Raw genomic sequence first — 13,020 nt, 5'->3', positions numbered from 1 at the left:
GCGAGATGCTTGCGGCCGAAATGCAGCGCGGCATTTTCACGAAAATTCGACAAGGCAATCCCGTCAAAACGTCGTCGGATGCCGTAAACCCGAAACCGGCCGCTTTTATCGGAGCGCGAGCCGTTTAGAAATATGGGCGCTTAGAAATAGCGGCGGCGCGCGCGGCTTTCGGTCAGCTCGCGCACCGCCTCGCGGAATTCGCGCAGGCTGGCGCGGATCTCGTCGATCTCACCCTGCTGGTCGGCGGCCGGACGGTTACCCTCGCCACCGGCCGGCGACTGCGGATCATAGGAGGCGGGCGATGCCACATGATGATCCTCATACGGATCGCTCCGGCCATGGTCCGGCCGATACGAATAGGAATAGCCCTGCTCGTATGGCGGCCGGACATTCTCCCGCGCTGATGGTTGAGCTCCAGGATAGCGCTCCTCCAGCGTAGGCGCACGCCAGACGCTTTCGGGCGGCACAGTGTCCAGATCCACCGTTTCAGTCGGCTCGCGGCGCACGAAATAGCGAACCGCCGAGGCCAGCGATCCGAAAAGCCCCGGACGGCCGGCGTCATTGGCCGGTACCGGCGGCGGTGGTGCTTTGGGTTCAGGGGCAGGCTGCGCCGCAGCCGTCATCAAAGGCGGCGCCGGGGGTGAAGCAGGCGGCGGTGTGTAGGATGCGGCCGGCGTCGGCGCGGATGACGGAGCCGGGGGCGGCGCGACGGGCGCGGCCGGGGGCGGCGCGACGGGCGCGGCCGGGGGCGGCGGGTTGAATGACCGGGCCGGAGGCGGAGCGGCAGGTGGGGCCGGCGGTGTCACGATCGGTGGCGGCGGTGCCGGCGGCGGAGCGGCCCTGTCGGAATTGTTTTCCACCCTGGGGCCACGCTCGTCGGCCCTGCGCCGCGCGCGGTTATCGGCTGTCTCGCGCAGGCTCGCATAGACGCCGCGCAGCCCGCCGAGGCCGATGCCGGCGAACAGGCCGGCGAACAGGCCCGCCAAGGCCATCACCGCGCGTGACGGCCCCTTGGCCTGCAGCGGCGCATAGGCCTCCGAGATGACGCTGATATTGGCGGTGTTGATGTCCTTCTGCTCGCCGGTTTCCTTGGCGCGCAGCAGGAATTGCTCGTAGACGGAGCGCTTGGCGGCCGCCTCGCGCTCCAGCTCGCGCAGCGAGACCAGATTGTTGTTGACGTCGCCGCTCTGCACCTTGGCCTGCGCCAGGCGCGAGGAAAGGTCCTGCTCGAGCTGGACGGAGCGCTTCAGGTCAACCTGCAGCGAAGACGCGATGCGCTGCAGCTCGGCGCTGATGCGCTCGCGCGCCCCGGCAAGCTGGGCGTTGAGCGCTTCGATCTCCGGATGGCGCGGCCCGAGCTTGACCTCGGCGCGGTCGGCTTCCTGCTTCAGCGCCGCATATTGCGAGCGCAGCTCGCTCATCATGTTGGAATTGATCTCTTCCGGCAACGTGCCGCTGAGCACCGAATTGACGTTGAGCGAGCGGGCCGAGGCGGCGCGGGCATTGAGCTCCAGCGTGCGGGCGCGGGCGACCGAAAGCTGCTCGTTGAGCTTCAGCATCTGGTCGTCGCTTATCAGGTGGCCCTGCGCGTCGACGAGGTCGTGCGTCGCCCTGAAATCCTCGACGGCGCGCTCGGCCGTCTCGACGCCCTTGCGCAATTCGTCGAGCCTGGCGGTGAGCTCGTCATTGGCGCGGCCCGCCGTGCTCGACTGGATCTCACTGGAAATCTGCTTGAACGCCTTGACCATGGTGTTGGCGATCAGGGCGGATTTCTCGGCGTTTTGCGTGGTGGCGCTGACCGAGACCACGAAGGTCTTGCCGCCACGCTCGACGTCGAGGCTTTCATACAGGTTGCCGACCGCAAGCGCGCGCTTGCGCGCTTCGTCCGCCGCGCCCGCATCCTGCCGGGACAGAATCGAGCGGAGCGTCGACATCAGGCCGAAGCCGCCACTGCCCTGGCCATTGAATTCAGGGTCGTTGGTGAGGTTGAGATCGGTGACGACCTTGTTGAGGACGGTGCCCGAAGTCAGGATGCGGACCTGGTTCTCGACGATGGCCAGCGTCGCATCCGAGGCGACCACGTTCTGCGTCAGGTCGCGGTCGGTGAGCTTGAGGTCGCGAGGGTCGACGATGACGTCGGTGGTGGCCTCATACTTCTTCGGCGTCGACAAGGCGATGGCGACACCGAGGGCCGCGCCCAGGATGGTCGTCGACAGGATCAGCGCCTTGGATCGCGTGATGCCGCGCACGACCTGCATCGGGTCGATCAGCGGTTTCCATTCCTCGGAATCGCCGCCGGCCGGGGATCGGCTCGTCCGGCGCGGTTCGGGGGCGGCTTGTGGCTGCTGGCTGTCCGACGGAGTTTCATGGAGCGGCACGGACGAATCGGACCGTGTTCTTCCGTGCCAGTCATCTTCGATGTCCACCGGCTCCGATACCGCTTGCACCTGATCCCGATCAAATTCGCCGGCATCGGCAGGCCGCCGGTTCAACTTCGCTTCGCGTTCGGAACGCGCGGCGCGATGGCGCGCGGCAGCGTCCTCGCGCCACGATGAATTGGCCCGGTCGCCGATCGAAACGGTGTTGTCGTCGCCACGCATGGCTTGGCCGAGCGCCAGCAGCGAGCGCTCGCGCCTCCAGTCATCACGGTTATCCCTGTCGACCATTGTCCTGGAACTTACTCTCTGGCGGCTTGGGCGCGGCGATCGGCCAATCGTTAAGCCACGCTAAACGGGCATAGGAAACAAACGGTTAATTTTGCGCCCAGGCCCGCACGGTTTCTCGCCTTGCCCGCGGCATTTCGGCACCGCCAGAACGCGGCGTTAAACTTTCCAACCTATCTATCGCCCCGAACATGACCCAGGCCAGCGACATGCCGCAAAGGCGGAGCTTCGCGCGGATCGGCCACTTCGTGGCCACCCGCCGGAAACTGGTATTCGACTATCTCTCGGCCATCAGCGGCGCCGGCGGCCGGCTGGTGTTTTCACTCGCCTATTTCATCGCCTTGGCCAACACGCTTTCGATCGCCGAGTTCGGCATGTTCGCGACCGCCTCGGCCGCCGGCATCATGCTGTCGCGCATCCTGGCCTTTGGCTTCATCTCCGCGCTCTACCGGACCGCCACGATCCGCCCCAACCTGATAGGCACCTTCACGGCCGGTTTCCTGCTTCTCGGCCTCTTGTCGCTGCCGCTTCTCGCCGCCGCATCCTATATCGTCTACCTGGTCTTCTTCGCCGGCACGATGCCCTTGTCGGCTTTCGCCGCCGTCGTCTTCGCCGAGGCGCTGTTGTGGCGGCCGGTCGAAGTGGCGCTGATCGTCAACAACGGGCTGGGCAAATTCGGGCGGGCGGCGGTGCTCGCCATCCTGGCGACGGCGCTCAGGGCAGCCGGCGCGATCGTGTTCATGCTTGCCGCGCAACACAGCATCGGCGTCTGGTCGCTGTTCTATATCGGCGCCAATGCCGCTTCGCTCGTCATCGCCTTCGTCTTCTTCTATCCGCGCCAGCGGCTGAGGCTGCGCAGCGAGCTCTATTTCCGGCGGCTCGCCGATTCCGTCTATGTCGCTGGGTCCGAGGTGTTGTTCTACCTGCAGATGGAGTTCGACAAGCTGCTGGTGCTGTCGATCGGCGGACCGCATCTCGCCGGCATCTACGCCATCATCATGCGGCTGGTCGATCTCACCGCGATCCCGATCCGGACCTTCTCGATGATGCTGGTGCAGCGCATGATGCGGGCGCCGGAGCTGCTGTCGCGGCTGGCGGTGAAGAGCGGCATCGAAGGCGGTGTGTTCCTGGTCTCGACGCTAGCGCTGCTGGCGCTCGGCATAATCCTGCACTTCTTCCCGAACGCGCTCGGCAAGAATGTCGCGGAGGCCGCACCTCTGGTGGCGCTCGCGGTCTGCGTGCCTGGGCTGCGCAATCTCGTCGAATACCAGGCCGAGCTTCTGTTCGCGCGCGGCCAGACGGCTGTCAGGGCGATCAATCTCGGCCTGCTCGCCGGATTGAAGGCGGTCCTGCTCACCTATGTGCTGACGACGATCCCCGACACGGCCAATCTGGTGCTGTCGCTCAACATCGTCTTCCTGCTGCTCTATCTCGCCTCGATGCTGCTGACTTATTCGGCGATGCGCCGGCCAGCGAAAGCCATCTAGATTGAGGTGAGGCCAGCTGAATGTCGGCCGGCTTACTCAAGCCCGATCAGGCGGCGGATGCGGCCGATATCGGTGCCGATGAAGGATTGCATGCCGATCGCCACCTGTTCGGGCGCCATGGTGTCGACGAAGCTGCGGAATTGGTCATCCGAGAGCGGCTCGCCGTTCCAGTGGACGCGGCAGAACTCCTCCGTCCCGTGGAAATGGCCGGCGCCTTCAAGCACGTCGTCGACATAGCGGCCATAGATCATGCATTCGGAGAACTGGCGCGCCGAGCCGACGACGCCGACCCAGTCGCGGCCATGCACCTTCTCGATGCGCTCGCACATCGCGTTGACGGTCTCGCGGCGCCAGGCGATCAGCGTCGAGATGTAGTCGTGGCTCGATGGATTGGCGGGATCGATGCCGAGTGCGGCACCGGCATTGCGCGACCAGATGCGATGCTCGTCATGGCCATCGTTCGGCAGCACGCCGTCGCGCCGGAACAGCCGCACCTTGCCCTCGCGCCAGAAGGCGTTCGCGTCGAACGGCTTCAGGAAGGCGACGTCGGAATCGCAGAAGACCAGCACGTCTTCCTTCGCATGGCCGGCGATGGCGATCCGGCGCAGCTGCTGCACATGCCAGCCGCGCAGCGGCTGTGTTTTGAGGCTCAGCCAGACACGGCGACGGAAGCCGCTCAGCGGATCGTCAATGACGCGCAGCCAGCGCGGCAACAGGTCCCGCTCGTCGACGACGCTGCGGCGGCTGCCTTCGAGCTGGCGAAACAGCGCGACGTCGCGATGTTCGGTCAGGATGTAGTGATGCGCCATGCCGGTGACGTGGCGGTCGATGGTTTCGCACAACAGCCGGCAGCGCTCGAAATCGGGCGCGTAGCTCGCGGTGACGATCGCGGCCAGGGGAGCGCGCGGCAGCGGTTCGATTGCGGTGGAGGTGTCCGGGACGAAACGGCTGTTCACCGGCGCGCCTCCGCCGGCCGCGGCCCGAGCGACAGCTTCTGCCTGACGACGCGCCACAGGAAGAGCGGATTGCCGACGATGTAGCGGCGCCACAAGCGGCCGGGCTCGATCCAGAGGCGGAACAGCCATTCGAGCCGCAGGCGGCGCAGCCACAGCGGCGCGCGCGGCACCGAGCCGCTCATGAAATCGAGCAACGCTCCGACGGCCACCGGCAGCGTGCAATGGCGGCTGTCGATGTGGCGCTCGATCCACAATTCCTGGCGCGGCACGCCCATGGCGACAAGCAGCACATCCGGCCGCAGGCTGGCGATGCGCTCGAGGATCGCCGGCTCCTCGGCAGCGGAGAAGAAGCCGTCATGGATGACGACGAAATTGTGCTGCATGGCGAGCGTCGACAGCTTCGCGCATGCCGCTTCGGCATTGGCGCGCGTCGTGCCGAGCAGCGCCACCGTCAGCGGATGCGACGAGGCCTGCAGGAAGGCCGGAATGAAGTCCGTGCCGTTGAGATTGCTCGGGAAAGGCGCGCCGTAAAGCAGCTTTGCCGCCATGTCGACGCCGATGCCATCGGGGAGGATCAGGAAGTTTTCCAGGGCCTCGGCGAACACCGGGTCGGTGCAGGCAAGGTTGGCATTATGGGCGTTGAGGAAGCTCACCTTGGTGAAGCGGCGCTCGTCGATCAGCCGGGTGAGCAGAGCGATGGCCTCGTCCCAGCGAATGGCCAACACCGGAATGCCCAGAATGGTCTTGAGCGTGTCGAAGCCGAAGGCGGCGCGCGCGGTGTGCATGTTCATGCGGCGACCTCCTGCCTGACGGCGCCGAGCTTCTCCAGGCCAAGCCCGATCGCCGCGTCGAGCGCCTTGAGCTGGCGGCGGTGGAAGGCGCTGCCATCGACATCGCGGACATTGGCGGCGGCCGCCTGGAGGGCGGCGGCGAAAGCGATCGGATCGTCGGTCACCACGCAATTGTCCGGACGATAGCCGATGCCGCGCAGCGAGCGGCTGGTGGCGACGGACGGGAGGCCGAGCTCGAAGGTCTCGATGGTCTTCAACTGCACCCCGCTGCCGGCGATGCTGATCAAGGGAATTACGGCGGCGCCGCGCACGAAGGCCTGCGCATCCGGAACCCTGCCGACGAAGGAAACGCCGGGATGCGGCGAGCTGACGCCGGAAGGCATGTTGCCGGCGATCCTGATGCGGAAATCCGGCTTCAGATGCGGCACGACCTTGGTCAGGAACCAGTCGAGGCCGATGCGGTTGGGCTGCCAGGTCCAGGTGCCGATCAGCGAGGCGTCGCAATCGATATGGCGCTTGGCCTTGCTTGCCGGCGCCTGCGCGCGGGTCACCAGCGGCAGCACCGCCGAGCGTGTGTCGGAGGCGACGCCGAGTGCCGCGCGATCTTCCTCGGCCAGCGTGAAGACAAAGCGCGCGGCGCTGCAGAGACGCTCTTCCATGACCTTGAGGAGTCTGGCCTCGCGGCGGAACATCCACCGCTGCAGCGCGCTGCCGGCCGCGGCCGCGTTCTCCTCGGCCGAGCGGTGCTCGACATTGTGCGCGACGAAGACGAATGGATGATCGGCGAGGACCTTCTCGAAGGCGCCGGCGAACTGCACCGAATTCAGGACATAGCCGTCGAAGGGACCGGCGCGATCGATCGCGGCGCGAACCTCGGCGTCGGAAACGACACGCAGTTTGGCGGACGAAAAGGTAAGGCCGGAGAGAACCGCCTTGCCCAGCCAGGTAAGTTTCCGCAAAGCCGAAGCGCTTTCGGTGCGGACCTCGATGGCGTCGAGCACGATGGTGTTTTGCGGATCGGAGGGAGCCTTGCCCGGCCAGATGAAGCCGATCACCGTCACGCGAACGCCGGCGCGCCGCAGCGCGTCGATGATCGCGGCGTTAGCGATCTCGTAGCCCGAGGCGAGCGCGCCATCAGGCACGACCGATGTGGCGAACAGCAGATGCATCTCACCTATCCTTGGCTGCAGCCGGTAGCAAAACGCGGTGAAGTCTTGATTAAATGGCACTGTCAAACGCCGAAGACCCGCCTTTTCCGACAGGCGGGCGAGAAGGTGATTAACGAAACGTTATCACCGCGATGCTATCGAAGCTCGAACCAACGCTGCTGGAAACGGATGATCCCTTTGCCGTCCGACGCTTCTGTATCGATCGCGGGACGGTCGCCGGGGCTTGCCGCCGAGGCCGTCGAGGCGGTCGTGACGCTGCCGACCTTCAAGCGGCCCAAGCAGGTGCTGGAAACCCTGGCTTCGCTCAAGGCGCAGCGGACCGGCCGGCGCTTCGCCGTCATCGTCATGGAGAACGAGGCCGAGGCGCGCGAGGGCGCCAAGGCGGTGCTGCCGCTCTTCGAAAGCGGCGAGATGCCTGGCCTTGTCATCATCGCGCATGAGCGCGGCAATTGCAGCGCCTACAATGCCGGCTGGCAGACGGCGATCCTGCAGTTTCCCAATTTTCGCCACCTGCTGGTCATCGATGACGACGAGATCGCCGAGCCCGACTGGCTGGAGCGTATGTGCAAGGCCGCCGAGACCCTTCACGCCGACATTATCGGCGGCCCGCAGGTACCCGTCTTTGCCGATGCCTCGCATGCCCGATGGGCCGACCACCCGGTCTTTGCCCCGCCCTACCGTCAAACGGGCCGCGTGCCGGCGCTCTATTCGTCCGGCAACCTGCTGGTAGGTCGGAACGTGCTCAAGGCGATGGGACCGCCCTTCCTCGACCTTCGGTTCAATTTCATGGGCGGCGGCGATTCCGACTTCCTCAGCCGTTCCGCGCAGAAAGGCTTCGTGCTCGGCTGGTGCGCCGAGGCAAGGGTCAACGAGACCGTGCCGGCCCGGCGCGTCGAGGCCGACTGGATCCGCGCCCGATCCCTGCGCAACGGCGTGATCTCGACGCTTGTCGAAAAGAAGAAGCGGGCCGGTACGCCGTTTGCCGGCCTCAAGGTTTTCATCAAAAGCTTGGCGCTGCTCGCCGCTTCGCCGTTGCGCGGCGCCGTCCGGCTGGCGCGCACCGGCTCGCTGACGAGCGGCCTCTATCCGGTCTATGTCGCGCTCGGCCGGGTGCTCGCCGAATTCGGATATGCCAATGAGCAGTACCGACAGCCTGAGAAGAATTGAGCGCGCGCCGCTCGGCGCCGCCTTCACCAGGGAAGGTGTGGCGACGGCTATCGCCGCGCTTTTGTTCACCGTCATCATGGTCTCGTTCCGGCCCTTCCAGCCGGCGGGCGCTGAACTGACCGGCGACGGCGGCGACATCGTCAACCAGCTCGGCTTCGGCTCGCTTGGCGCGATCTCCATCTTCTCGCTGCTCGCCTTCGCCGACCCGCGCGTGGTGCGCTCGCTGGTGAGCCCATCCTGGGCGCTGATGCTGGGCTTCTTCTTCCTGTCGGTGGTGCTCGCCACCGATCCGCCCGCGGCGATGCGCGCGGCCTCCTTCACCATGATCGGCATCATCACCATGGCGACGATCCTGGTGCTGCCGCGCGACGCCGAGGCCTTCGCGCGCGTGATCATCTTCACCGCCGTCGTGGTGATCGGCCTTTGCTATGTCGGCCTAGTCGTCTTCCCGCATGAGGCGCTGCACACCGCGGACTCGCAGGAGCCGGAGCATGCCGGTCTGTGGCGCGGCGTCTTCACCCACAAGAACATCGCCGGGCCGGTGATGGCCTGCTTCAGTTTCGCCGGGCTCTATCTGTTCCGGCGCAGCCAGCGCTGGTGGGGCGCCGGCATCTTCTGCGCGGCAATGATCTTCATGCTCCACACCGGCTCCAAGACGACCGCCGGGCTGGTGCCGTTCTCGATCATGATCGTCGTGCTGCCCAGCCTCATCGGCATGCGGCTGGGCACGCCGATCCTGTTCGCGCTGGCGATCGTCGCGACCGCCATCGGCACGCTCGGCATCGTCTTCATCGCGCCGGTGAAGCATCTGGCGGCGATCTATTTCCCCGACCTCACCTATACGGGACGCACGACGCTTTGGGAGTTCGCGGGCGACATGCTGGCGAAGAAACCGTGGACCGGCTACGGCTATGAAAGCTTCTGGGGGACGCCGCTTTTGCTCAACCAGGACCAGCCCTTCGACCGGCCCTGGGACATCCGCACCATCGTGCACGGCCATGACGGCTATCTCGACATCGCGGTGCTTATGGGCATCCCGGCGCTCTGCGTCGCAATATACACCTTCCTGGTCGCCCCCTTGCGCGACTACATGCGCATCCCGGCACGCAAGGAAAACATCTTCCTCGGCGATTTCTTCATGATGGTGGTGCTGTTCACGGCGCTGAACGCTTTCCTGGAAAGCTTCTTCTTCCACCGCGGCGATCCCGTCTGGCTGTTCTTCGTGCTGGGCGTGCTGGGCTTGAGACAAGTCTCGCTGCGGCCCATGCTGGTGCGCCGCCCTGGCTGATCGCTGGACGATAAGTCTCAACCGAACTGGACTTTTCCGCCGGCGCCCAAGCAGCTAAGGAATTCCATCTTTCGGAGGCTTTCATGACGATCAGGCTCGTTCTGGCCGGCTGCGGCAACATGGGGTACGCCATGCTCTCAGGCTGGCTGAAATCCGCCAAGCTCGAGCCGCAAGCGGTGTTCGTGGTCGAGCCCAATGCGGAACTGCGAAGCCGCGCCGAGCATCTCGGCTGCCGCACCGCGGCCGATGCCGCCGACATTCCGGCCGATGCCGTGCCCGACCTCGTCGTCATCGCGGTGAAACCGCAGGTGATCCGCGAGGTGACGGCGCAATACAAGCGCTTCGGCGACGGCAGGACCAGCTTTCTCAGCATCGCCGCCGGCACGCCGGTCGCGACCTTCGAGGAAATCCTGGGCGAGCTTGCACCGGTGATCCGCTGCATGCCGAACACGCCTGCCGCGATCGGCAAGGGCATGATGGTGGTGTTTTCCAATCCGCTGGTCTCCGACGACGTCCGGCGCTTCGTCCTTGAGCTGCTTTCGGCCAGCGGCGTCGTGACGACGATCGACGACGAGGGCTTGATGGATGCCGTTACGGCCGTCTCCGGCTCCGGGCCAGCCTATATCTTCCACTTCATCGAGGCGCTGACGGTCGCGGCCGAGAAGGCCGGCCTGCCGGCCGAGGCCGCCAAGCTGCTTGCTATGCAGACCGTCTTCGGCGCCGCCTCGCTCGCCGCCGAAGCGGACGAGGAGCCGGGCGTGCTGCGCCAGCAGGTGACCAGCCCCAACGGCACCACCGCCGCCGCGCTTGCCGTGCTGATGGGCGGCGACCGGCTGACGAAGCTCGTGACCGAAGCCGTGGAAGCCGCGCGGCTCAGGTCCATCGAGCTGGGCAAGTAGCACCCTACCCTATCCGACCAACGGCGTGCCTAGCCTGCTAAGGGCATTATTGACGATTGCCATGCCCCCTAACCGGTTTCCCCAAACAATCGGTGGGTTTCCCTTTGGCCCAAGGATTGCCGGTTGACTTTGGCATAGGCCACCCGGATAAAACTTTCGTTCGCTGACAAAAGCAAATGTTCATTCATTCGACTGAACCTGCTTGTCTGGTCAGCGAGTGGGGAGCGCCTTGGCCGGGAGGGCCGGGGCGTCGTTGAATTGCGGGCATCATCGCGCTTCGAGCCGAAGCCGATGCCCCTGGGGAGGTAGAATGGACACCATACTTGCAGGCTTAAAAGGCGCCATCGACACGCTCGGCGCGACAGTGCTTTTGCCGATCGTCATTTTCATCATCGCCGTGGTCCTTGGAGCCAAGGTCAGCAAGGCATTCCGCGCGGCCATCACGATCGGCGTCGCCTTCATCGGCATCAACCTCGTGCTCGGGCTGATGTTCACATCGATCGGCGATGTCGCCAAGGCGATCGTCACCAACACCGGGATCCATCGCGACATCATCGATGTCGGCTGGCCGTCCGCCGCCGCGATCGCCTTCGGCTCGTCGGTCGGCCTCTGGGTCATCCCGGTCGGCATCCTGGTCAACATCGCGCTTCTGTTGACGCGCATGACACGCACGCTCAATGTCGACGTCTGGAACTTCTGGCATTTCGCCTTCGTCGGCTCGCTGGTTGTCGCCGCCACCAACAACCTGGCCTACGGCATCATCATCGCCGCGCTTGTCGCGGCACTTGCCCTGCTCTTTGCCGACTGGTCGGCGCGCGCGGTGCAGCAGTTCTACGGCGTGCCCGGCATTTCGGTGCCGCATCTCGCCTCGGCGCAGATCCTACCGATCGCCATCATCCTCAACTGGATCATGGATCGAATCCCTGGGATCAACCGTATCAACATCAGCACCGAGACCATCGAGCGCCGCTTCGGCGTCTTCGGTGAGCCGGTGATACTCGGGCTGATCATCGGCCTGGTGCTCGGCCTGATCGCCTTCTACAACGCCGGCGACCTCGGCACGGTGCTGGCCAAGGTGCTCGGCACCGGCATGACGCTGGCGGCGGTGATGCTGCTTCTGCCGCGCATGGTGAAGATCCTGATGGAAGGCCTGCTCCCGGTTTCGGACGCCGCGCAGGAATTCGTGCGCAAGCGCACCGGCGACCGCGAGCTGCTGGTCGGGCTCGACTCCGCCATCCTGATCGGCCATCCGGCGGCGATCTCGTCGTCGCTGATCCTGGTGCCGATAGCCATCATCCTGTCGATCATCCTGCCCGGCAACCGTGTCATCCTGTTCGCCGACCTTGCCGTCATCCCCTTCATCGTCGCGATGACCGCGCCCCTGGTCAGGGGCAACGTCTTCCGCATGGTGGTGATCGGCACGGTGACGCTCGCCGTCGGCTTCTATGTCGCCAACGCACTGGCGCCGCTGTTCACGAGCGCTGCCGTCGCGTCGGGCTTCAAGCTGCCGGCGGATGCGCTGCAGATCACTTCGGTGGTCGACGGCTTCCTCTGGGTTCCCTATGTGATCATCGAAGCGATCCAGGCGCTCGGCGTGATCGGCATCGTCGTCATCGCGGTGGTCATCGCGGCGCTGTTCCTGTTCTACCGCCGCAATCCGCTCGGCTGGGAACGCGCCGCCGGTGCCGAGGACGAGCCGGCCGAAGGCGCTGCCTGAGCCAGCTTGAACTGAATGATCGTGCGCCCAAAGCCGAAGCGGCGGGCGCACGGTCCGCATCGAATGGAGTAGCCCTTGTCGAACAGCCTGATCCAACTGCTGGACCCCGAGGCGGTCGTCCTTGGCTCCGACGCCTCGACCAATGAGGAGATCATCCGCATCCTGGCCTCCAGGCTGGAGGCGCTGGGCTATGTCAAGAGCAGCTACGCCGACGCCGTCGTGCGACGCGAAATGACGATCCCGACAGGCCTGCCGCTGGAGCGTGCCGACAATGTCGCGGTACCGCATACCGACCCCGAACACGTGCTGAAGCCCGGGGTCGCGATGGGCACGCTCAAGCGGCCCGTCATCTTCGCCAATATGGAAGATCCCGACGAGAAGCTGCCGGTGGGCTTCGTCTTCCTGCTTGCCATCAATGACAAGGACAAGCAGATTGACACGCTGCAGACCGTCATGGCCACCATCCAGAACTCCGCGGCGCTGGATGGCTTGAGAACGGCCAGGACCTTCGAGGACGTCCGCGCCATTCTCGGCTGACAAAAGGGAAGAACATGTCCAGACAGAAAACCATTCTTTTTGCCTGCGGCACGGGTGTCGCGACCTCGACCGCGGTCAATGCCGCGGTGACCGAAGCGATGAAGAAGCGGGGCCTGACCTTCCACGCCCAGCAGGCCAAGGCCACGGAAGTGCCCGGACTGGCCGACAGCGTCGACTTCATCGTCGCCACCACGCCAATCTCGGCATCCGTGAAAAAGCCCGTGATCAAGGGGCTCGCCTTCCTGACCGGCATCGGCAAGGACAAGGCGCTGGACGAGATCGAGGCGGAGCTGCGCAAATAGAGCAATTCCAGGAAAAGTGTGAGCGGTTTTCCGTCCGGAATTGC

11 protein-coding genes are annotated in these 13,020 nt (G+C 65.3%); 7 read left to right on the top strand and 4 right to left on the bottom strand.

Going from position 1 to position 13,020, the window contains the following annotated elements:
- Positions 1-140 precede the first annotated feature (140 nt).
- Complete coding sequence (locus MJ8_RS05790; protein ID WP_201413494.1) at positions 141-2,666, bottom strand: GumC family protein; 2,526 nt, start codon at positions 2,664-2,666, stop codon at positions 141-143.
- A 188-nt stretch (positions 2,667-2,854) separates the two neighbouring features.
- Between MJ8_RS05790 and MJ8_RS05785 the strand changes: the two genes are divergently transcribed.
- Entirely contained in the window at positions 2,855-4,150 is a 1,296-nt protein-coding gene (locus MJ8_RS05785; RefSeq protein ID WP_201413493.1) for a lipopolysaccharide biosynthesis protein, read from the top strand.
- 32 nt (positions 4,151-4,182) lie between these two features.
- On the opposite strand, the gene MJ8_RS05780 is transcribed toward MJ8_RS05785, so the two are convergent.
- From MJ8_RS05780 to MJ8_RS05770, 3 genes are read right to left on the bottom strand one after another with little or no spacing between them, the layout of a single operon-like run.
- Positions 4,183-5,106 carry a DUF6492 family protein gene (locus MJ8_RS05780; protein WP_201413492.1) on the bottom strand — a complete coding sequence of 308 codons (924 nt, stop codon included), beginning with the start codon at positions 5,104-5,106 and terminating at the stop codon, positions 4,183-4,185.
- Positions 5,103-5,897 (bottom strand): WecB/TagA/CpsF family glycosyltransferase, encoded by a 795-nt coding sequence (locus tag MJ8_RS05775; protein ID WP_201413491.1) that lies wholly within the window; start codon positions 5,895-5,897, stop codon positions 5,103-5,105. The genes MJ8_RS05780 and MJ8_RS05775 overlap by 4 nt, the downstream gene beginning before the upstream one ends.
- Positions 5,894-7,066, bottom strand: coding sequence for a glycosyltransferase (locus MJ8_RS05770; protein ID WP_201413490.1), 1,173 nt, complete (start codon positions 7,064-7,066; stop codon positions 5,894-5,896). Before MJ8_RS05770 ends, MJ8_RS05775 begins: the two co-directional genes overlap by 4 nt.
- A 168-nt stretch (positions 7,067-7,234) precedes the next feature.
- On the opposite strand from MJ8_RS05770, the gene MJ8_RS05765 reads away from it, so the two are divergent.
- From MJ8_RS05765 to MJ8_RS05740, 6 genes are all read left to right on the top strand, one after another.
- Positions 7,235-8,233, top strand: a complete 999-nt coding sequence (locus MJ8_RS05765) for a glycosyltransferase family 2 protein (RefSeq protein WP_201413489.1) — start codon at positions 7,235-7,237, stop codon at positions 8,231-8,233.
- Positions 8,202-9,521: an O-antigen ligase family protein gene (locus tag MJ8_RS05760; RefSeq protein WP_201413488.1), complete on the top strand. Its 1,320-nt coding sequence runs from the start codon at positions 8,202-8,204 to the stop codon at positions 9,519-9,521. The genes MJ8_RS05765 and MJ8_RS05760 overlap by 32 nt, the downstream gene beginning before the upstream one ends.
- Positions 9,522-9,604: 83 nt before the next feature.
- Positions 9,605-10,420 (top strand): pyrroline-5-carboxylate reductase, encoded by an 816-nt coding sequence (proC, locus tag MJ8_RS05755; RefSeq protein WP_201413487.1) that lies wholly within the window; start codon positions 9,605-9,607, stop codon positions 10,418-10,420.
- Between the two features lie 310 nt (positions 10,421-10,730).
- Entirely contained in the window at positions 10,731-12,137 is a 1,407-nt protein-coding gene (locus tag MJ8_RS05750) for a PTS galactitol transporter subunit IIC (RefSeq protein WP_201413486.1), read from the top strand.
- A gap of 75 nt (positions 12,138-12,212) precedes the next feature.
- Positions 12,213-12,674: a PTS sugar transporter subunit IIA gene (locus MJ8_RS05745; protein WP_201413485.1), complete on the top strand. Its 462-nt coding sequence runs from the start codon at positions 12,213-12,215 to the stop codon at positions 12,672-12,674.
- 14 nt (positions 12,675-12,688) lie between these two features.
- Entirely contained in the window at positions 12,689-12,976 is a 288-nt protein-coding gene (locus tag MJ8_RS05740; RefSeq protein WP_040988125.1) for a PTS sugar transporter subunit IIB, read from the top strand.
- Positions 12,977-13,020 lie beyond the last annotated feature (44 nt).

Origin of the sequence: Mesorhizobium sp. J8 (assembly GCF_016591715.1) — a bacterium.
Classification (GTDB): Bacteria; Pseudomonadota; Alphaproteobacteria; order Rhizobiales; family Rhizobiaceae; genus Mesorhizobium.
This window is presented reverse-complemented; position numbering and strand designations above follow the sequence as displayed.

Bases quoted from the DNA above. Each gene is read 5' to 3' on its own strand.
- MJ8_RS05750 (WP_201413486.1), top strand. From the start codon at position 10,731: ATGGACACCATACTTGCAGGCTTAAAAGGCGCCATCGACACGCTCGGC.
- MJ8_RS05775 (WP_201413491.1), bottom strand. From the start codon at position 5,897: ATGAACATGCACACCGCGCGCGCCGCCTTCGGCTTCGACACGCTCAAG.
- MJ8_RS05785 (WP_201413493.1), top strand. From the start codon at position 2,855: ATGACCCAGGCCAGCGACATGCCGCAAAGGCGGAGCTTCGCGCGGATC.
- MJ8_RS05770 (WP_201413490.1), bottom strand. From the start codon at position 7,066: ATGCATCTGCTGTTCGCCACATCGGTCGTGCCTGATGGCGCGCTCGCC.
- MJ8_RS05765 (WP_201413489.1), top strand. From the start codon at position 7,235: ATGATCCCTTTGCCGTCCGACGCTTCTGTATCGATCGCGGGACGGTCG.
- MJ8_RS05760 (WP_201413488.1), top strand. From the start codon at position 8,202: ATGAGCAGTACCGACAGCCTGAGAAGAATTGAGCGCGCGCCGCTCGGC.
- MJ8_RS05790 (WP_201413494.1), bottom strand. From the start codon at position 2,666: ATGGTCGACAGGGATAACCGTGATGACTGGAGGCGCGAGCGCTCGCTG.
- MJ8_RS05740 (WP_040988125.1), top strand. From the start codon at position 12,689: ATGTCCAGACAGAAAACCATTCTTTTTGCCTGCGGCACGGGTGTCGCG.
- proC (WP_201413487.1), top strand. From the start codon at position 9,605: ATGACGATCAGGCTCGTTCTGGCCGGCTGCGGCAACATGGGGTACGCC.